The sequence below is a fragment of the Flavobacterium sp. genome (assembly GCF_049318325.1).
GTDB lineage: Bacteria > Bacteroidota > Bacteroidia > Flavobacteriales > Flavobacteriaceae > Flavobacterium.
The window spans coordinates 1-19,707 of sequence record NZ_JBMOGQ010000033.1 but is presented as its reverse complement, the minus strand read 5'-3'; the positions used below and the strand labels follow the sequence as shown (position 1 = coordinate 19,707).

General features: G+C 30.9%; 20 protein-coding genes and 2 pseudogenes. 13 read left to right on the top strand and 9 right to left on the bottom strand.

The genetic code is table 11. The annotated features are described in order from the left end of the window. Window positions 1-44 precede the first annotated feature (44 nt). Both ACOYLP_RS04945 and ACOYLP_RS04940 read right to left on the bottom strand, forming a co-directional pair. Complete coding sequence (locus ACOYLP_RS04945) at window positions 45-1,304, bottom strand: mechanosensitive ion channel family protein (protein ID WP_422855073.1); 1,260 nt, start codon at window positions 1,302-1,304, stop codon at window positions 45-47. Further along, the gene (locus tag ACOYLP_RS04940) at window positions 1,297-1,581 is read right to left on the bottom strand and encodes a DUF3817 domain-containing protein (RefSeq protein ID WP_422855072.1); all 285 of its coding nucleotides are present in this window, start codon (window positions 1,579-1,581) and stop codon (window positions 1,297-1,299) included. Before ACOYLP_RS04940 ends, ACOYLP_RS04945 begins: the two co-directional genes overlap by 8 nt. A gap of 99 nt (window positions 1,582-1,680) precedes the next feature. Here ACOYLP_RS04940 and ACOYLP_RS04935 point away from each other — a divergent pair. The 4 genes and pseudogenes from ACOYLP_RS04935 to ACOYLP_RS04920 all read left to right on the top strand — a co-directional run bounded on the left by ACOYLP_RS04935 (window position 1,681) and on the right by ACOYLP_RS04920 (window position 6,557). Continuing rightward, window positions 1,681-2,192: pseudogene (locus ACOYLP_RS04935) on the top strand (DUF6155 family protein). A gap of 78 nt (window positions 2,193-2,270) precedes the next feature. After that, the gene (locus ACOYLP_RS04930) at window positions 2,271-3,797 is read left to right on the top strand and encodes a DEAD/DEAH box helicase (RefSeq protein WP_422855071.1); all 1,527 of its coding nucleotides are present in this window, start codon (window positions 2,271-2,273) and stop codon (window positions 3,795-3,797) included. A 245-nt stretch (window positions 3,798-4,042) separates the two neighbouring features. After that, window positions 4,043-5,959, top strand: a complete 1,917-nt coding sequence (locus ACOYLP_RS04925) for a DUF294 nucleotidyltransferase-like domain-containing protein (protein WP_422855070.1) — start codon at window positions 4,043-4,045, stop codon at window positions 5,957-5,959. Between the two features lies 1 nt (window position 5,960). Continuing rightward, window positions 5,961-6,557, top strand: a complete 597-nt coding sequence (locus ACOYLP_RS04920; RefSeq protein WP_422855069.1) for a PolC-type DNA polymerase III — start codon at window positions 5,961-5,963, stop codon at window positions 6,555-6,557. 58 nt (window positions 6,558-6,615) lie between these two features. On the opposite strand, the gene ACOYLP_RS04915 is transcribed toward ACOYLP_RS04920, so the two are convergent. Together ACOYLP_RS04915 and ACOYLP_RS04910 are read right to left on the bottom strand one after the other, a co-directional pair. Further along, window positions 6,616-6,816, bottom strand: coding sequence for a CAP domain-containing protein (locus tag ACOYLP_RS04915; protein ID WP_422855068.1), 201 nt, complete (start codon window positions 6,814-6,816; stop codon window positions 6,616-6,618). Continuing rightward, window positions 6,785-7,102, bottom strand: a complete 318-nt coding sequence (locus ACOYLP_RS04910; RefSeq protein ID WP_422855067.1) for a hypothetical protein — start codon at window positions 7,100-7,102, stop codon at window positions 6,785-6,787. Before ACOYLP_RS04910 ends, ACOYLP_RS04915 begins: the two co-directional genes overlap by 32 nt. A gap of 329 nt (window positions 7,103-7,431) precedes the next feature. On the opposite strand from ACOYLP_RS04910, the gene ACOYLP_RS04905 reads away from it, so the two are divergent. Further along, complete coding sequence (locus ACOYLP_RS04905; RefSeq protein ID WP_422855066.1) at window positions 7,432-8,286, top strand: aldose 1-epimerase family protein; 855 nt, start codon at window positions 7,432-7,434, stop codon at window positions 8,284-8,286. 96 nt (window positions 8,287-8,382) lie between these two features. Here ACOYLP_RS04905 and ACOYLP_RS04900 read toward each other — a convergent pair whose 3' ends face one another. Together ACOYLP_RS04900 and ACOYLP_RS04895 are read right to left on the bottom strand one after the other, a co-directional pair. Then, entirely contained in the window at window positions 8,383-8,613 is a 231-nt protein-coding gene (locus ACOYLP_RS04900; RefSeq protein ID WP_422855065.1) for a VF530 family DNA-binding protein, read from the bottom strand. Window positions 8,614-8,695: 82 nt separating this feature from the next. Further along, window positions 8,696-10,252 carry a S8 family peptidase gene (locus ACOYLP_RS04895; protein ID WP_422855064.1) on the bottom strand — a complete coding sequence of 519 codons (1,557 nt, stop codon included), beginning with the start codon at window positions 10,250-10,252 and terminating at the stop codon, window positions 8,696-8,698. 73 nt (window positions 10,253-10,325) lie between these two features. On the opposite strand from ACOYLP_RS04895, the gene smpB reads away from it, so the two are divergent. Continuing rightward, window positions 10,326-10,778, top strand: a complete 453-nt coding sequence (smpB, locus tag ACOYLP_RS04890; RefSeq protein WP_422855063.1) for an SsrA-binding protein SmpB — start codon at window positions 10,326-10,328, stop codon at window positions 10,776-10,778. Here the strand turns inward: smpB and ACOYLP_RS04885 are convergent. Continuing rightward, window positions 10,775-11,416 carry a protein-L-isoaspartate(D-aspartate) O-methyltransferase gene (locus ACOYLP_RS04885; protein WP_422855062.1) on the bottom strand — a complete coding sequence of 214 codons (642 nt, stop codon included), beginning with the start codon at window positions 11,414-11,416 and terminating at the stop codon, window positions 10,775-10,777. The two genes, smpB and ACOYLP_RS04885, sit on opposite strands and share 4 nt — an antisense overlap. Before the next feature lie 98 nt (window positions 11,417-11,514). Between ACOYLP_RS04885 and ACOYLP_RS04880 the strand changes: the two genes are divergently transcribed. From ACOYLP_RS04880 to ACOYLP_RS04850, 7 genes and pseudogenes are all read left to right on the top strand, one after another. Then, window positions 11,515-12,489 carry a Gfo/Idh/MocA family protein gene (locus tag ACOYLP_RS04880; RefSeq protein WP_422855061.1) on the top strand — a complete coding sequence of 325 codons (975 nt, stop codon included), beginning with the start codon at window positions 11,515-11,517 and terminating at the stop codon, window positions 12,487-12,489. Between the two features lie 12 nt (window positions 12,490-12,501). After that, window positions 12,502-13,392, top strand: coding sequence for a 3-hydroxyacyl-CoA dehydrogenase family protein (locus ACOYLP_RS04875; RefSeq protein ID WP_422855060.1), 891 nt, complete (start codon window positions 12,502-12,504; stop codon window positions 13,390-13,392). A 66-nt stretch (window positions 13,393-13,458) separates the two neighbouring features. Continuing rightward, window positions 13,459-14,676 (top strand): DUF1015 domain-containing protein, encoded by a 1,218-nt coding sequence (locus tag ACOYLP_RS04870; RefSeq protein WP_422855059.1) that lies wholly within the window; start codon window positions 13,459-13,461, stop codon window positions 14,674-14,676. Window positions 14,677-14,689: 13 nt separating this feature from the next. Then, window positions 14,690-15,352, top strand: coding sequence for a YggS family pyridoxal phosphate-dependent enzyme (locus ACOYLP_RS04865; protein WP_422855058.1), 663 nt, complete (start codon window positions 14,690-14,692; stop codon window positions 15,350-15,352). 53 nt (window positions 15,353-15,405) lie between these two features. Beyond that, window positions 15,406-16,766: pseudogene (locus tag ACOYLP_RS04860) on the top strand (exonuclease domain-containing protein). Then, window positions 16,766-17,704 carry a tRNA (adenosine(37)-N6)-dimethylallyltransferase MiaA gene (gene miaA / locus ACOYLP_RS04855; RefSeq protein WP_422855057.1) on the top strand — a complete coding sequence of 313 codons (939 nt, stop codon included), beginning with the start codon at window positions 16,766-16,768 and terminating at the stop codon, window positions 17,702-17,704. The pseudogene ACOYLP_RS04860 and the gene miaA overlap by 1 nt, the downstream one beginning before the upstream one ends. After that, window positions 17,691-18,431, top strand: a complete 741-nt coding sequence (locus ACOYLP_RS04850) for an acyl-[acyl-carrier-protein] thioesterase (RefSeq protein WP_422855056.1) — start codon at window positions 17,691-17,693, stop codon at window positions 18,429-18,431. The genes miaA and ACOYLP_RS04850 overlap by 14 nt, the downstream gene beginning before the upstream one ends. A gap of 166 nt (window positions 18,432-18,597) precedes the next feature. Here the strand turns inward: ACOYLP_RS04850 and ACOYLP_RS04845 are convergent, their stop codons facing one another. Then, a complete protein-coding gene (locus ACOYLP_RS04845) occupies window positions 18,598-19,299 on the bottom strand; it encodes a response regulator transcription factor (protein WP_422855055.1) in 702 nt (233 codons plus the stop codon). A 14-nt stretch (window positions 19,300-19,313) separates the two neighbouring features. Then, window positions 19,314-19,707 (bottom strand): sensor histidine kinase (locus tag ACOYLP_RS04840; RefSeq protein ID WP_422855054.1); only part of this gene is annotated, 394 nt, incomplete at its 5' end.

The following is a 19,707-nucleotide window of genomic DNA, read 5'->3' as shown; positions in this document are numbered from 1 at the left end:
AAAAATCAACTTTTATATACTTTATTAAATAGTTAAGGTAGAAATTATTCAACAAAATCGTTTTTTCCAGATTGCATTTCATAGATTTCTAAATCAAAATAACGTATAGATGCAAAAACGTGATCAAAAATATCGGCCATAATGTATTCGTAATTTTCGAAACGTTTGTCATTTGAAAAAGTATAAATTTCTAACGGAACGCCCTGTGGGGTAGGCTGTAACTGGCGACAGAGCAAAATCATGTCTTTATTTAAACCGGGATATTGACTTAAATATTGTGTTATATACTTTCGAAATACCCCAAAATTTGTCATGTTTCTTCCGTTGATCAACACCGATTTATCTACTTGATGTGTTTTGTTAAACTTATCAATTTCGGTTTGGCGAAGATTTATGTAATTCCTAATTAGCTGAATTTTCGTTAAATCTTGTAGTTCATTCACATCTAAAAATCGAATACTGCTTGCTTTAATTAAAATATGTCGTTTAATTCGGCGCCCATCTGAATTTAACATACCACGCCAGTTTCTAAAAGAATCTGAAATCATACTGTAAGTTGGGATAGTGGTAGTTGTATTATCAAAATTACGAACTTTTACGGTTGCCAAATTAATTTCAATTACATCTCCATCAGCACCAAATTTGTCAAATGTTATCCAATCGCCAATGCGAACCATATCATTCAATGAAACTTGAACGCTTGCTATAAATCCAAGTATAGTATCTCTAAATATTAAAATTATTATAGCAGAAACAGCTCCAAAGGTGCCAAGCATTGTCCCTGTTTTAACGTCAAAAATTTTGGAAACAACAAAAATAAAAGCATAAAGCCACAAGACTATCATTATTACCTGAATATAACTATCGATTGGTTTATCGCTATATCTTGGGTTTTGTTTTAAATGATCTCGAAGTGCATTAAAAATGGTTTTAATAATCCATAAACTTAAAAGTACAATGTAGATTTCGACGAGTTTTCCGAAAATTGATTCCCAATACACAAAGTTCTCAAGAATTATTGGAACACTTTTATATATAAATAACAACGGAATTAAATGAGCAGTGTATTTAGCTGTTTTATTGGAAACCAATAAATCGTCAAATTTTGTTTTTGTTTTTCGAGCCACTATGATTATGGTTCTCACCAATATATAACTAAAAATCAAATAGATTAAATAGGCTAAAACAGAAAGAATAAAAATGTTAATCGCTAAACTTAAATAAGAAGAAATGGTTTCGCCCAAATCCAATTTCTTTAAAAGCGGATAACACCAATAAAATAATTTCTCAACGAGTTTATGCATTTCTCAAGTATTTTTTCTCAACATAAAAAGTTCCAAAAGGAATAAGTGATCCCAACTGAACGATTAAAAACTCTTTAATTGTCCACTTCTGATTTTTCCAGATTATTAATGCTATAGTAGCATATGAAATAAATAGTAGTCCATGAGCCATACCTATAGGATAAAGTAACAATTTATACAATTCGAGGTTCAAACGTTTGATAACTAACATATTAAAAAAAAGCACTAAATATGAAATACCTTCAGCAATAGCAATGAATTTGAAAAGCTTGGTCATTATTTTTTTAATTTTTGCAACAAAAATACGATTATCATCGATTATAGAGACCAATAACTATAAAGTAATTTACTTTTGTAATGATAATAAAATTGGATAATGAGTAAACGCGATTTAAAAAAATACCTAAACGATCTTAACAAAGAACAATTAGAAATACAAATTATAGAATTGTATGATAAGTTTAGTAATGTAAAAGTCTATTACGATTTTGTTTTCAATCCCAATGAGGAAAATTAGTTAGAGAAGCCAAGAGTAAAATAGTTAATGAATATTTTCCAATCAAAGGAAAAAAGTACAAAATGCGGCGTTCTGTAGCTCAAAAAATCATTAAACACTTTGTATCTATAGGCGTTGATGTGTTTATAATAGCTGATTTAATGCTTTATAATATTGAGATTGCCCAAACATTTTCTGCTGAAAAAATTATAAAACAAGAATTATTTTTTAAAAGTATGCTGACTTCTTTCCAACAAGCCGTTAGTTTTTTAATAGCACATGGTATTTTTAATGAATTTCAAAGTAGAGTAGTGGCCATTAAGGATGTAACTAACCATCAAAATTGGTTTAATCAACATCAATTCAATGCTATAGTGGAACGCTTTGAATAGTATTTTATGTAAATAACTATTTTTATTTTGGTGATAACTCTTTTTTAGATGTACTTTTGCAAAATCGTACAAATCGCCATGTCTAAAAAGAATTTTATTTCTGAAATTGAAGAAAAAAAGGAGCTTTACGGTTACCAACAGGCCGATATCAACAAAATTTTTGACCGATTAGATAATGCATCTAGTGATCATCATTTGTTATATCAATTGCCAACTGGAGGTGGAAAAACGGTAATTTTTTCAGAAATTGTCAGGCGATACTTATCGCAATACGACAAAAAAGTGGTGGTATTAACACATCGAATTGAGCTTTGCAAGCAAACTTCAAAAATGCTCAAAGGGTTTGATGTAAAAAATAAAATCATCAACAGTAATATAAAAGAATTGCCTGATCAGGATGAATATTCATGTTTTGTGGCAATGGTAGAAACGCTTAAAAATCGTTTGAATGATGAAAAACTATTAATTGACAATGTTGGATTGGTTATTATTGATGAAGCTCATTATAATTCGTTTCGTAAATTGTTGAGTTCTTTTAAAAAATCATTCATTTTAGGAGTTACAGCAACACCTTTGAGTTCAAATATAAAGTTACCGATGCACCATAACTATAATGAACTCATTGTTGGTGATACGATTCAATCATTAATAGACAAAGGATTTTTGGCTAAAGCAACAACTTACAGTTATGATGTTGGGTTAACCTCTTTAAAAGTGGGAATTAATGGTGATTATACAGTCAAATCGTCTGATGATTTGTATATGAATATGGTAATGCAGGAGAAATTATTGCATTCATATACTGAAAAATCATTAGGAAAAAAGACATTAATATTCAATAACGGAATCAACACTTCTTTATATGTTTATGAAACTTTTAGAGAAGCCGGATATCCAATAAAACATTTAGACAATACTACATCTGTAGAAGACAGAAAAGATATTTTACAGTGGTTTAAAAAAACACCGGATGCTATTTTAACTTCTGTTGGAATTTTGACTACAGGTTTTGATGAGCCAACAGTTGAATGCATTATTTTGAATCGTGCTACAAAATCATTGACATTATATTTTCAAATGATTGGTCGAGGTTCCAGAAAATTACCAAATAAAGATAGTTTTACAGTTATCGATTTAGGAAATAATGCCTTGCGATTTGGTTTATGGAATGACCCTGTTGATTGGCAACATATTTTTAGATCACCTGAATATTATTTGGAAAATCTAAGAGATGATGCCGAAATTGAAAAGAACTTCAAATATAGTATGCCAGAAAGCATAAGAAAAATGTTTTCCAAAACATCTGATATAACTATTAATATCGAAGAAGAGTTTAAAAAAGCCGTTTCTGAAAATTTGCGTTCTAAAGAAGTGCTTGAAAAATCTATACAACAACATGCTTTAATGTGTGTCGATAATTCATCTGAATTGGTTCAGGCAAGAATGCTTTCAAAATTATTGACTGATGATATTGAAAGTCGCGTTAGAAGATTTTTAAATTGTTTAGGTAAAACAAGTAAAAATTATCGTGAATGGCTAATTGAAGATTATAAAACAAAATTAAGTCTTGCTATTGGGAAAAAGTTTAGAGAGCTAAATTTTTGAATTATAACTTTATTAAAGGATGTTTATTAACTTTAAATACAATATTTTAGAATACAAAATATAAAATAAAAATCTAATTGTTATTACTGAACTATAATTTATATTATGTAAAATAGAATATTTTAAAGTTGATCTGTTTTGATAACAATATAGTTTTCAAATGTTTTTAACAATAGACTTCTTCTAACCCAAAGCTTTATTATTTTTGTTAAATAAATATTTTACAATTTATTCAATAAATAACCATGAGTAATTCTGTAGCCAGGAATATTGCCAACTTTTTAAATGAGTTTTCGCCTTTTAGTTATCTGAGTCATGAAGAACTAATTCAGGTTACTACTAGTATTGGTGTTATAAATTTGGATAAACACAAAACCCTGTTTCAAATCAATGACAAACTTCATGACAGCTTTTATGTTGTTGCTAATGGGGTAATTAATCTTTTTGTTATTGCAGATGCCGAAGAAACACTTTTAAACAAATGTTATCCTGGAGATGTTTTTGGTCTACGTCCTTTTTTTGCAAAAAACAATTACATGATGACAGCTAAAGCTCGTGAAGATTGCATTGTATATGCCATTCCGATAGCTGTTTTCAAACCATTTGTAGCTCAAAATCCACAGGTTTTAGATTTTTTATTGGAAAGTTTTGCAACAAACACTAGAAACCCTTTTGATAAAGAAAATCGAGGAAAACTAATTACTGATAATGTTTATAACGATGTTCAACAAAATGAAATACAATATTTTCAATCTTTAGCTTACAACAAAACACCTTTAAAAGTCATTAATACAGCCATAGTTAAGGATGCGGCGCAATTAATGACTGAAAACCTCACTGATAATGTTGTGATTACAGAACAAAACTATCCTATCGGAATTGTTACTGATAGTGATTTCAGATCTAAAATTGCCAATGGTAGGTTTCCACTTATTTCAACTATCGATAAGATAATGTCTTCACCGGTTATCACTGTTCCTGAAAATGTTTCTGTAGCCGAGGCTCAACTTTTAATGTTAAAAAATAATGTAAGTCACCTTTGTGTAACAATAGATGGTTCAGACAAATCAGACGTTAAAGGAGTAATTTCTGAGCACGATTTAATTGTAGCACAGGCAAACAATCCAGGTGTTTTAATTAAGGAAATAAAACGTTCTCTTTCACCAAAAGAACTTAAACTTGTAAGAGAAAAATTAACTGATTTAATTCAATCTTCTATAGCCAAAAACATTCCTTTACCTCATATTTACAATATTTCAGGTGAAATTATTACTGCCATTATAAAACGTTCAATCGAATTAGCAATTCTTGACTTGGGCTCTCCTCCAGCCCGATTTGCGTGGTTCAGCATTGGAAGTCAAGGAAGAAAAGAGCAATTTTTATTAACTGATCAGGACAGTATTTTAATTTTTGAAGATGTCGCAACAGAAAAATATATAGATATCAAAGATTACTTTCTAAAATTAGCTAAAAGAGCTACTTCTATTTTAGAAAAAGTAGGTTATAATTTTTGTACAAATGGTCATATGGCCAGCAATATGCTTTGGTGTAAATCAATTTCAGATTGGATAAAACAATATAACAATTGGATGAAAACACCAGGTGAAAAGTCAAATGATATCAGCAGTATATTTTTTGATTATGAACTTGTTTTTGGTGAAGGTAAGATTGAAGATACGCTTGATGATTTAATTTTAAAGAACACTAAAAACAATGCTTTATTCTTTGATTACCTTGGAAATGATACCCTAAGAAAAAATCCGCCAATCAATTTTTTTAAGAAATTTAATTTAGAAGAAGATGGCGAACACAAAGGAAAATTCGACATTAAAAACAGAGCAATCATGCCTTTAGTCGACGGTGCCAGACTTTTTGCAATAAGTTTGAATTTGAAAGGAATAAACAATACTTATACACGATTTAAACAGTTAGCTATTGCTGACCCAAAATTTTCTGAAATTTATTTAAATTGCGCCGATGCCTTTTTAATTTTATCGAAATTCAGAACACTTGAAGGCTTAAAAAATGATAGCACTGGAGATTATATTAACATTGATGAGCTTTCAAAAGTTGATAAAGAAAAATTGAAAAATGCTTTAATTCCAATGAAAGAATTGGAAGAATTAATTAAAGATAAGTTTCAACTAACGCAATTTTCATAATATGATAGATTGGATAAAAAAAATAAATAAAGAATATCCTGATTTTTGGAAATCATATTTAGCAAAGTTTGAAAGTAAATCTAACAGATATGTAGTTTTAAGTACAGAAACTACTGGTTTAAATCCGAAAAGAGATGTCATCTTATCCTTTGGAGCCGTGGCAGTTGTGAATGATATTATTCGTATTGGAGATAATTTCGAAGTGGTAATTCTGCAATATAAATACCTTCACGACAACGGATTGTCAAATGAATTTCTAATTGAAAGCAAATTATCTAAGCTTGCTGAACCACAAGCAATTCAAGCTTTTGTAGAATATATAGGGAATACAGTATTAGTAGGACATCGAATTCATTTTGACGTCGAAATGATAAATGATGTATTAGAAAAAATGGAATGCGGAAAATTAAAAAATGAGGCATTAGATATAGAAATAATGCATCAAAAATTAATGGATATCACAAGCAAATCATTCTCATTAGAAGATTTAATAAAGCATTATAAACTTCCTTTAAATGAAAAAAAATGTGCATCAGATGATGCTTATTCAATCGCATTATTGTTCCTGAAATTAAAATCTAGATTAGGTTTTAAATAAAAACCCACTCTTACGAATGGGTTTTAAAGCACATTAAAATTATAAACTAAACAAATTATTATTTTTTTATAAACATATTGGTGTAATATTTTTTTCCGGTTGCTTCATCAGCAGTAATTGAAATTCCAAAATGAGTAAAATCTCCTTCAATGTTAGCTTTGTGTCCAGGACTGTTTAGCCAGGCACTCATAGCACTTTCAGCTGTTTGGTAATTGAAAGCAATATTTTCAGATACTCTTTTTGCTCCTAAATACTTCAACTAAATTGTTAGCTCTTTGTTGAAAATAATCATGGTTAATCATATTATTATCAATCATATAAATATTGTGTTCTTGTGATTTATAAGAAATATGGTTTATTACTTCAAGGGTATTTAATCCAATGCTTTGACGATAATTATTAACAAGTGTAATAACTTTTAACTCAGATTCATTGTAATTATAAGTAGTTACAAGTTTATTATCTGTCGAAGTTCCTTCTGATGAATCTGAAGAACAAGAAATCATTGTGAACACGATTGCTATCGGCAACAATGCTCTAAACATTTTTGCTTTCATAGTTAGTAGGTTAAGTTTTTAAATAAAGTAGATGTGGGGCAAACACTTTATCTCGATTAATATTGACAGTTTATTTATAAAGTAGATTTGGGGCAAACACTGTATATTATTTATTTTGAAAGAACGTATTATTTTATTTTGTTAAACAATATTACATTTTTTATCGACTAAATAACAAATAAAATCGATGAAATACATTTATTTGTGAATAAATAAGATAATAATCTTACTTATTAACATTTATTTTCGATGTTATTAACTTTAAAAGTTAATATATAGGATTATAAAATATATTTGTGTTATAATAAAAAACTATTTTGACAACAACTATTTTTAATTCAGAACTTTCTGCAACAATTAATCATAAAGGAGCTGAGTTGATTTCTTTAAAAAAAATTAATTCAAGCAAAGAATACATTTGGGAAGGAAACCCAATTTTTTGGGGAAAGCACTCTCCTATTCTATTTCCAATAGTTGGTACTTTAAAAAACGATTCTTATACTTATAAAAATAATCCATATTCATTATCCCGTCATGGATTTGCTAGAGATATGGATTTTAATTTGATTTACTCTACTGAAAATAATGTAATTCTATCATTATCATCTAATGCAGTAACCAAAGAAAGATTTCCATTTGATTTTGAATTGCGGATAATTTACACTTTACACTTTTCAATATTAAACGTAAATTATCAGGTCATTAATAAAGGTTTTGATATAATGCCTTTCTCAATTGGCGGGCATCCTGCATTTGCTTTACGCCAAAAATTTGAAACCTATAGTTTGCAATTTGAAACAGATGAAAATTTAACTTGCCATCAATTGGAGAATGATTTGCTTTCAGAAAAAACAAAACAAATAGAATTAGTAAATAACAGATTACCCCTGACCTATTCTCTTTTTGAAAATGATGCTTTGATTTTAAAAAAATTAAAGTCAAAACAAATCCAAATTGTCGAAAATGGGATTCCAATTTTGAATTTTACCTTTAAAGATTTTCCGAATTTTGGAATTTGGACAAAAATCAATGCACCATTTATATGCTTAGAACCATGGGTTGGTTATTCCGATGTTTTGAATACTAATGGAAATATTTTAGAGAAAGAAGGGATTCAATTACTTGAAAGTAATTTTTCAAAAGAATTTAAATACAGCATTGAAATTCTATAAATTACAAAAAATAGTGTTTTGTAAACGAAACTTACTTAAAAAATTAATATGGTATACTATTATCTAATTTTTATTAAAAAGAAATTTAAATAATAGTTAGTTACTGAGTTTAGGCAAAGTTCTAACGTACAATTCTTCAACTTTTTTTCTGGCCCAATCGGTCTTTCTCAGAAAAGTCAAGCTAGATTTAATACTAGGATTATCATTAAAACAGTTAATTTTTATTAATTCACCTAATGTATCAAATCCATAAAAATCTACAAGAATTTCAAGTATTCTTTGTAGTGTAATGCCGTGAAGTGGATCTTTTGATGTATTGTTTTGCATGTTGTAAAATTAGAGAAATATAAGTCATAAAAAAACCATCTCAGTAATAATTGAGATGGTTTTTAAATATGTATTTTATAAACTATTGAAGCGCTAAATAAGCATTCACATTACCGAAACCATATTCTGAACTTCTATTTGGAAATAAATTGGCCGATTGTCTCATTTTTGTCAACACCTGATCTCTTGTCCATGTAGGGTTTTTAGCCCAAACTAAAGCCGCAATACCAGCTGTTGTTGCTGTAGCTACAGAAGATCCGCCAACATAATCTGTTTGATTTTCATAATAACTACTGATTGGAACTGTATTTCCAGAAGCAGTTCTTTGCATTGCTACCGTAAACTCAACTTTACTACCTGTATGGCAATCGCTACATGCATGCAAAGTAGTTCCCTCTTTTACTCCAGTAACAGCAACTGTTTCTGGCATCCAAGCAGGGAAAATGACGCCAACAAAAGTAGTAAAGCTGGTTGAAGTTCCTGCAGCACAAAAGATTAGTTTTCCTTTGCCATAAGCAAATTTAATGGCATCTTCTATTTTACCAACAGAGAAAATGTGACCCATTGACATCGAAATTATTTTGACTTTGTCATTATTACCTAAAGCTGTAAAAGCTTTCTTAACAGCTTCTTGCTCTTGAAAACCATCAATTACAACATTTTCTGCAGCACGATAGGTAACTAAGTTTGAATTATAAGCAACTCCAACAGGCAAACCTCTATCATTTCTAGGAGATGCAGCAACAGAAGCCATACTCGTTCCATGTCCACATAAATCATTTACACCATCAGTGGTAGTACTCCAAGGCCAAATAGAGTTTATATAAACTCCATTTTTTTGTATTGTTCTTCCTGTAGAAAGTCCGTTATTAAAATTAGTTCCTAACAATGATTGGTTTGGCGAAACTCCAGTATCAATTATACCTATAGTTATTCCTCTTCCTGTGCTAATACTCCAAGCATTCGGAATGTTGTGTTGAGTAAAGTTCCATGGAACTTTTGCATTTGGTGTTGTAGTAGTAAAATCTGCAGCTGCTAATGTTTGAGATTCATAACCACAACCTGAACTTGAAGATGAATTTGTTGAATTTAAAGATGAACCAGAACGACTTTCAGCATTACGAACATTCAAATAACTATAATCAGCAGGCTCTAGATAGCGAATGTATTTAGATTTTCTTAGTGCAATTATAGTTTCTTGCTTTTCAATAATAACATCCATCAAATTCAAATCAGTATCGGCGGTAATTAGTATTTCATCTAAAGTAGTACCTTCGTACTTCATAATTATTGCCAATAAATTATTTTGAATTTTAGCATTATTAGCTGTTTTTGCACGTTCAAAATTTGTCTTCGAATTTCCAAAGCCAATGGTAACTATATTATTTCCGTTTACAACGGCGCTCCAAAGTAAATGAGATGACGCTTCACTCCAATTGAATTTGCCTTTCGTATTAAGACTTTCATCAATCTTTGCATTAATTTGCAAAGGTGTTAGTGGTGTTTTTTGAGAAGCATCAATTATAATGGCGTTCTCAATTTGATTTTCATCTCTTGAACAAGAAGAAAGAATCAATAATAACAGGAAAGAAACTCTCAGTATTTTTTTTATCTTAATTTGGTTTTGTTGATTTGACAATGGCAATTTAATAATTTTTTAATTAACTATATCATTTTCAATAAACTTCATTTTGTATTACATTTACCGTACAATGTTAAAGACAATAAACATATTAAACAAGCGCGCTAAATTTGATTATGAGATAATCGAAACCTATACTGCTGGCATTGTTTTAACTGGAACCGAAATCAAATCCATACGTTTAGGAAAAGCCAACATAACCGAAGGTTTTTGTGAATTTCATAATGGCGAATTGTTTGCTATCAACACACAAATTGAGGAATATCTTTATGGAAATCAATTTAACCATAAAGCCAAAAGTGAGCGTAAACTTTTGCTCAATAAAAGAGAACTTAAAAAACTTGAAAAAGCTATCGATACAAAAGGATTCACTATTATTCCTTTAAAACTTTTTACCAATGAAAAAGGAATAGCCAAGTTAGATATTGGGTTGTGTCGCGGAAAGAAAACCTATGATAAGCGTGAGTCGCTTAAAGAACAAGATACAAAACGTGATTTAGATCGAATTAAAAAATCATTTTAGTTCTTATTCTCTAACAACGGTACAAATTTAAAATCACCAAATTCGTGCTTCTCAAATTGAGTTTCGTTTTTTCGTATTAGCATCGTCATTATTTGCTCATTTTTACCGAGAGGAATAAGAAGCTTTCCCCCTATTTTTAACTGAGCCATCAATGGTTTTGGAATGATAGGTGCTCCAGCAGTAACAATAATACTGTCAAAAGGCGCGTGATTAGGTAAACCTTTATAGCCATCACCAAATGACAAATGTTTTGGACGAATACCTAATTTTGGCAATAAAGCTGATGTAATTTTAAACAACTCATTTTGTCTTTCTACCGAATATACTTTGGCCCCAAGCAAACAAAGCACTGCTGTTTGATAACCCGAACCCGTTCCTATTTCAAGAATTTTATCATCTTTTTTAACTTGCAATAATTGTGTTTGATAAGCTACAGTATAAGGTTGTGAAATAGTTTGTCCGGCAGCAATTGGAAATGCTTTGTCTTGATAAGCAAAATCTTCAAAACTGGAATCTAAAAACAAATGTCTTGGAATAATTTTAATTGCTTCCAACACTTTTTTATCTGTAATTCCTTTATCTTCCAAAAGTTTCGCAAGCTGATTACGAAGCCCTTCATGTTTACTGGTATTTTTCAATTTGGGTTAAAGATTTATTTGGTAAAAATAGAAAACAAATTAGCAAATATCAATTCCCATTAATCAATTATTTCTATTTTTGTTTAAAATACTTTTTTATGCTTAAAGTTGGCGTTTTAGGTGCTGGTCACCTTGGAAAAATACACTTACGTTTATTACAACAATCTGATAAATACGAACTTGTTGGTTTTTATGATGAAAACCACGAAAACGGGGCTAAAATTGAAGCCGAATTTGGATACAAACAATTTGATACTATTGCCAAATTAATTCATGCGGTTGATGTTATAGATATTGTAACCCCTACTCTTTCGCATTACAAATGTGCTAAGGTTTCAATTAAATCAGGAAAACACGTATTTATAGAAAAACCAATTTCTACAACTGTAGAAGAAGCCATAGAAATTATCGCTTTAGCAAAAGAATACAATGTTAAAGGGCAAGTTGGCCATGTAGAAAGATTCAATCCGGCATTCACTGCTGTAAAAGATATGATTGAGAATCCAATGTTTATAGAAACACACCGTCTGGCCGAATTCAACCCTCGTGGTACCGATGTTCCTGTTGTTTTAGATTTAATGATACATGATATCGATGCGATTTTAAGCGTTGTAAAATCTAAAGTGAAATTGGTTCACGCAAGCGGAGTTTCCGTTTTGAGTCAATCTCCGGATATTGCCAATGCTCGCATCGAATTTGATAATGGTTGTGTAGCAAATATTACGTCAAGCAGAATTTCAATGAAGAATATGCGCAAGTCTCGATTCTTTCAAAAAGACGCTTATATCTCTGTTGATTATTTAGACAAAACCTGTGAAGTGGTTAAAATGAAAGAAGCTCCTGAAATCCCCGGAGATTTTGATATGATATTGCAAAATGCCGAAGGTGATCGCAAACAAATATATTTTAACAATCCTGAAGTAAGCAATAATAATGCTATTTTGGATGAATTAGAAACTTTTGCCGACGCAATTAATAATAACACAACGCCAATTGTGACGCTTGAAGACGGAACTGAAGCGTTGAGAGTAGCTTATATGATTATCGACTCCATGAATAATAAAACTAAATAAATAACTAAAATAATGAAAACAATTGCTGTAATAGGTGCTGGGACTATGGGCAACGGAATTGCTCACACTTTCGCTCAAAGCGGTTTTACCGTAAAGTTAATTGATGTTTCCGAAAAGTCTTTAGAAAAAGGAATGGCAACAATTGCTTTAAACCTAGACCGAATGGTAACAAAAGGAACCATTACCGATGAAGACAAACACAAAACTATTGGAAATATAATTACCTATACCGATATCAAAGATGGAGTAGTTGGAACAGATTTGGTAGTAGAAGCAGCAACAGAGAATGTCGGACTAAAACTTCAAATCTTCAAGCAATTAAGCGATGTTTGTGATCATAATGTAATTTTGGCAACCAATACTTCCTCTATTTCAATTACACAAATTGCAGCACAAGTAGTTCATCCTGAACGTGTAATCGGAATGCATTTTATGAATCCGGTGCCGATTATGAAATTGGTAGAAATAATACGAGGCTATTCTACTTCAGATGAAGTGACCAAAATTATTATGGATTTATCTTTGAAATTAGGAAAAATCCCAACTGAAGTAAACGATTATCCAGGTTTTGTAGCCAATCGTATTTTGATGCCAATGATTAATGAAGCTATTGAAACCTTGTACAATGGCGTTGCAGGAGTATATGAAATTGATACTGTAATGAAATTAGGAATGGCGCATCCAATGGGACCATTACAATTGGCAGATTTCATCGGATTAGACGTTTGCCTTTCAATTTTAAATGTAATGTATGACGGATTTAAAAACTCAAAGTACGCACCATGCCCACTCTTAGTGAATATGGTAATGGCCGGAAAAAAAGGGGTAAAATCAGGTGAAGGTTTTTATGATTATTCAGAATCAAAAAAGGCGGAGAAAGTTTCGAAACAATTTAATAAGTAAAAAGCCAATAGCCATTAGCCAATAGTTTTAAAACTAATGTCTTTTGCCTATTGCCTAATCACTCAAATGGCAAAAATAATCCCTTTCAAAGCGGTACGACCCACACCAGATAAAGTAGCACTAGTGACTTGTAGAAATTATGACGATTATAGTTCAGCTGAGCTTGGCGCATGGTTGAGTTTTAATCCCTATTCGTTTTTACATGTAATCAATCCTGCTTACATGCATTCTCAAAAGATTACATTGGACAAACGTTTTAAAGGTGTAGCTCATAAATATCAGGATTTTAAAGATGAAGGGATTTTTATGGAAGAAGAAAAAGCAGTTTTCTTTCTGTATGAAATTCAAAATAAAGTGCAGTCTTTCACAGGTTTTGTAGCCGGAACTTCGATTGAAGATTATAAAAATAATGTCATCAAAAAACACGAAGATACCTTGCAATATCGTGTGGAATATTTCAAGGATTATTTGCATCAAACCGGTTTTAATACCGAGCCTGTTTTGATAACTTATCCAGATAATGAAAAATTGAAATCCTGGATTGAAGAAAAGAAAAAAAGTAAACCGATTTATAATTACTCCACAACCAACAAAGAAAAACATCAGGTATGGAAAATTGAAACCGCAGCCGATATTGAATGGTTGCAAAAACAGTTTGAACAAATACCTGAACTATATATAGCTGATGGACATCACAGATCGGCTTCAGCAGAATTATTGTATAATGAAGGTAAGCATTTAGGCAATGAAAACCTAAACTATTTTATGAGTTTCTTGATTGCCGAGAGCAATGTCAAAATTTATGAATACAATAGAATTATTAGAGATTTAAATGGTTTTACTAAAAATGATTTTCTCGAAAAATTAGCTGAAAATTTCATTATTAAAGATAAAGAACTGGAATTGTGGAAACCTCAAAGCAAGTATGAATTTGGAATGTATCTTGACGGACATTTTTATGCTTTGTTTTATAAGAAAGATAACAAGCAACCTTCCATTTTAGAGAATCTTGACGCACAGATTTTATATGATAAAGTTTTACTACCATTATTGGAAATAGATGACTTGCGTAACGACGAACGTATTGAATACATTCCCGGAAAGCAATCTGTTTCAACCATAAAAGAATTGGTTGATGAAGGTGAATTTGAAGTTGGTTTTATGTTATTTCCTTCTGATATTTCGGAGATAAAAGCCTTGGCAGATAACAATTTGATTATGCCACCAAAAAGTACGTATATCGAACCAAAATTCAGAAGTGGATTGATGGTTTATGAATTGTAATTAGAAAACGAAAATGTCCATTAAAGACAATTTACTCAAAATAAAATCGCAACTTCCTGAAAACGTAACTCTTGTAGCTGTTTCCAAAACAAAACCTGTTGCCGATTTGATGGAAGCATACGAAGCTGGGCAACGCGTTTTTGGTGAAAATAAAATCCAGGAAATGACCGAAAAATGGGGGCAAATGCCAAAAGATATTCAATGGCATATGATTGGACATGTGCAAACCAATAAGGTCAAATACATGGCCGAATATGTGAGTTTGATTCATGGGGTTGATAGCTTAAAACTATTGCTAGAAATCAACAAACAAGCAGCAAAACATAATCGAGTAATTGATTGTTTACTACAAATGTATATTGCTGAAGAAGAGACAAAATTTGGTTTGGATGAAAAAGAATTGGAGGAAATTCTTCAATTCGTTAAGAATAACAAATTACAAAACATAAAAGTTGTTGGTTTAATGGGAATGGCAACATTCACTGATAATCAATCTCAAATAAAAAAAGAATTCCTTAATTTGAAATCTACTTTTGATAAAATAAATTCATTATCAATTGTCAATTATCAATTATCAATTATCTCAATGGGTATGTCCGGTGACTATAAGCAAGCCATTGAATGTGGCAGCACAATGGTTCGAATTGGAAGTAGTATATTTGGAAATAGAAAATAGAAAAAGATGAAAGAAAAGAACTATTTACTAATCACTAATTACTATTCACTTATTTGTACGCAATACTAGACATAGAAACCACTGGTGGCCAATTTAACGAAGAAGGCATTACTGAAATAGCCATCTATAAATTTGATGGTCACGAAATTATTGACCAATTCATTAGCTTGATAAATCCGGAAAAAACGATTCAGCCATTTGTTGTAAAACTTACTGGTATTAATAATGCTATGCTTCGTTCTGCACCTAAGTTTTATGAAGTTGCTAAACGTATAATCGAAATTACGGAAGACTGCATCGTAGTAGCTCACAACGCTTCATTTGACTACAGAATCTTGAGAACAGAATTCAAGCGATTGGGTTATGATTATATAAAACCCACGCTTTGCACGGTTGAGTTGGCACAGAAATTAATTCCGGGACAACTTTCTTATAGTTTGGGAAAATTAGTCCGTGCACTTGGAATTCCGGTAACCGATAGACATCGCGCTAGTGGTGACGCTATGGCAACCGTCAAATTGTTCAAAATGATTTGGCAAAAGATACCGAAAAAGAAATTTTAATCAGTTTTATTAAGGCCGAAATCAAATCGGGTTTGACTCCAAAATTATTAGATATTTTAGAGGGTTTACCAACAAAAACTGGGATATACTATATTCATAATGAGAAAGGCGAAATTATATACATTGGTAAAAGCCGAAATATCAAGAAGCGAGTTAATCAACATTTCACCGGAACATTGGGTAAAAGCAAAAAGATTCAGCTTGAAGTTTTTGCAGTGACTTATGAAGTGACCGGAAGTGAATTGATTGCACTTTTGAAAGAAAGTGAAGAGATAAAAATCAATAAACCGATATATAATCGTGCTCAACGCAAGACTATTTTTCAATGGGCATTATATGCTGAAAAAGATGAAAATGGTTATTTGGCTTTAAAATTGCTAAAAGCAGATGGCAGAAAAAAAGAAATTACCTCTTTTACTTCTGTACAAGAAGGCAAAAATTCACTGTTAAAAATTACTGAAAAGTATAATTTATGTCAAAAAATAAATGGCTTATACGAAACTAAAAATGGGTGCTTTCAATATAAAATAAAAGAGTGCAACGGTGGGTGTTTAGGTAAAGAAGAACCGGAATTATACAATGAACGTGTTGAAGAATTTATCAAGGAAATGAAGTTCGAAAACGACAATATGGTTATCGTTGACAGAGGAAGAACGGTAGATGAACGTTGTGCAGTAGTAATCGAAAACGGAATTTACAAAGGCTATTGTTTTTATGATTTGAATTATCAGATTAACAATATTGAAATCCTAAAAAATATTATTATTCCGATGCAGAATAATCGCGATACCAGAACAATAATTCAAGGTTATTTAAGAAAGAATAAGGTAATAAAGATTGTCAAATTTTAATGAACTATCTAATCACAATCATTGGACCAACGGCGATAGGAAAAACATCCTTGAGCATTGCATTGGCGAAACATTTTGAGTGTGATATTATTTCGTGTGACAGTAGGCAGTTTTTTAAGGAAATGCGTATTGGAACTGCCGTGCCATGTGAAGAAGAATTAGCTTCTGCTCCACATCATTTTATTCAAAACAAATCGATTTTTGAAAATTATACTGTTGGCGATTTTGAAAAAGAAGGAATTACAAAACTGAATGAATTATTTTTAAAAAATAATATCCAAATAATGGTTGGCGGTTCGGGTTTGTATGTGGACGCTATCCTAAAAGGGTTTGATAATTTTCCAAATATTGATAATTCAATTAGAGAAGTTATAAGTACTGATTTTGAAGAATTTGGAATTGATTACCTGCAAGATAAGTTGAAAGAATTAGATTCCGAGTATTATCAACAACTAAAGCTTGAAAATCCACAAACTTTGCAAAATCCACAGCGAATGAAACGATTTGTAGAAGTTTGTCTTGGCACCGGAAAACCCTACTCTTCTTTTTTAAACCAAAAGAAAAACCAACGTAGCTTCACTCCTATTATCATTGGCTTAGAAGCTAAAAGAGAAATCATGTACGACCGGATTAATCTGCGTGTAGATAATATGATTAAGGAAGGTTTGGTAAAAGAAGCTGAAGGTTTGTTCTTGAATAAGGAATTGAATGCGTTGCAAACCGTTGGCTATCGTGAATTGTTTGATTATTTTGAGGGGAAGATTTCCTTAGAATTTGCAGTTGAAGAAATTAAGAAAAATACCCGTCGGTTTTCAAAACGCCAATTGACTTGGTTTAAGCGAGCTGAAAATGTAAAATGGTTTGATTTTAAAGCAGACAAAAATGATATTGTAAATTATATAAAATATCAAATCCTAATTCCTAATGCCAATATCTAAAGATTTCAACTCTATACTAACCAAAGATTGGGAAATTAATTTTCTGCAATGTTATCCTAACGGTTATTTAAAATATACCGATTTGTGTAATATTTTACAGTTAACTGCTGGTGTTCATGCAGAAATGGGTGGTATTAGTTTCAGCGATATGCAAGAGCATCATCAGGCTTGGGTTTTGAGTAGAATGCGTGTTGAAATAATACGATTGCCTAAATGGAGAGATGTTATTACCGTTAAAACGTGGATTAATTCACTAGAAAATTCACGTTCGATTCGTTGTTTGGAATTATATGCTGGTGATGAAAAAATTGTTGGTTGTGAAACCTTTTGGGCTGTTTTTAATACACTAACGCGTCGACCAGAAAACTTGTCTTTGCCACACGTGCATTTTGATAAATACCCAAATGATAGAGCAACTGAAATTCAATTCTCTAAAATAGATATTAATATAGATAAAACATTTGTAACAGAAAAAGCGATACTTCTATCTGATTTAGACATTGTAAATCATGCTAACAGTGTGAAATATTTAGAATGGTGCTTGGATAATGTAGAACCAAATTTGTTGTTAAATCAAAAGGTAGAAAGTTTTGAAATGAATTATCTAAAAGAAGTTTCATTGGAAGATACAATTACTATTGAAAAGAGCCATCCAGAAAAGGCAACGGTATTTATTATTAACGCCAACAATAAAACTTCTTTTGCTTTACAACTGAATCTCAAATAAAAGCCACAACCCTAGCCCGGATGGCTGCGGAATCCTTTTGTTTTGTAATACTGAGCTTGAAGAAGTACAAAACAAAGGATATAGCGGACAGCCGGATTAGCTTCTAAAATAAATTTAGAATATATTTTAAATAGTAATGGCTCCAATTTCTTGAAGCCATTTTACTTTATTTTTTTACGACTAATCTAAAACCTTCTCCATGTATGTTGAGAATTTCAACATTTGGTTCGTCTTTGAGATATTTTCTAAGTTTTGCAATGTAGACATCCATACTTCTTGAAGTGAAATAATTGTCTTCTCTCCAGATTTTTGTTAAAGCTAATTCTCTTGGCATTAAATCATTTTCATAGATAGCCATCATTTTAAGTAATTCAGACTCTTTAGGCGATAATTTAATTGGTTCCTGATCTTCAAATTTTAAGAACCGAAGTTTTGAATTTAAAAGAAATCTTCCAATTTGAAACTCAAATTTGGCAGGTTCGTTTTTATTCTCTGATGCTTTTCTCTGAATTATTGCTTTTACTTTCATTAGTAAAACATCAGAATCAAAAGGTTTATTAAGATAGTCATCTGCGCCAACTTTATATCCTTTTAACACATCTTCCTTCATTGACTTAGCAGTCAAGAAAATCAATGGCACATCTTTATTTTTTTCTCTGATTTCTTTTGCTAAAGTATATCCATCTTTATAAGGCATCATCACATCCAAAATACACAAATCGAAATTGTCTTTTTTGAATTTTTCGAAACCTTCCATGCCATTTTTGGCTAGTGTTACATCAAAATCATTTAATGTCAAGAATTCTCTCAAAACGATTCCGAAGTTTTGATCATCTTCAACTAGAAGTATTTTTTTATTGTTTTCCATAGTAGTATTTTATTTTAATTTATGAGTGGGACTTTAATTATAAACGTGCTTCCTTTTCCTTTTTCGCTTTCTACAAAAATTTGACTGTTGTGGTCTTCAATAATTCTTTTAACATAAGCCAAACCTAAACCATGACCTTTAACATTGTGCAAATCTCCTGTGTGTTCACGATAGAATTTTTCAAATATTCTTTTTTGTGCTGCTTTTGACATACCAGAACCTTGATCTTTTATTTTGATAATTACAAAATCCTTTACATTTTCAGTATAAATATCTATAACTGGTTCTTCAGGTGAATACTTTATAGCGTTATCCAAAATATTAACAATTACATTGGTAAAATGAACATCATTTAATAAAACTGAAGTTCTATTAGCATCAAAATGTGTTGTTATAGTTCCGTTTCTA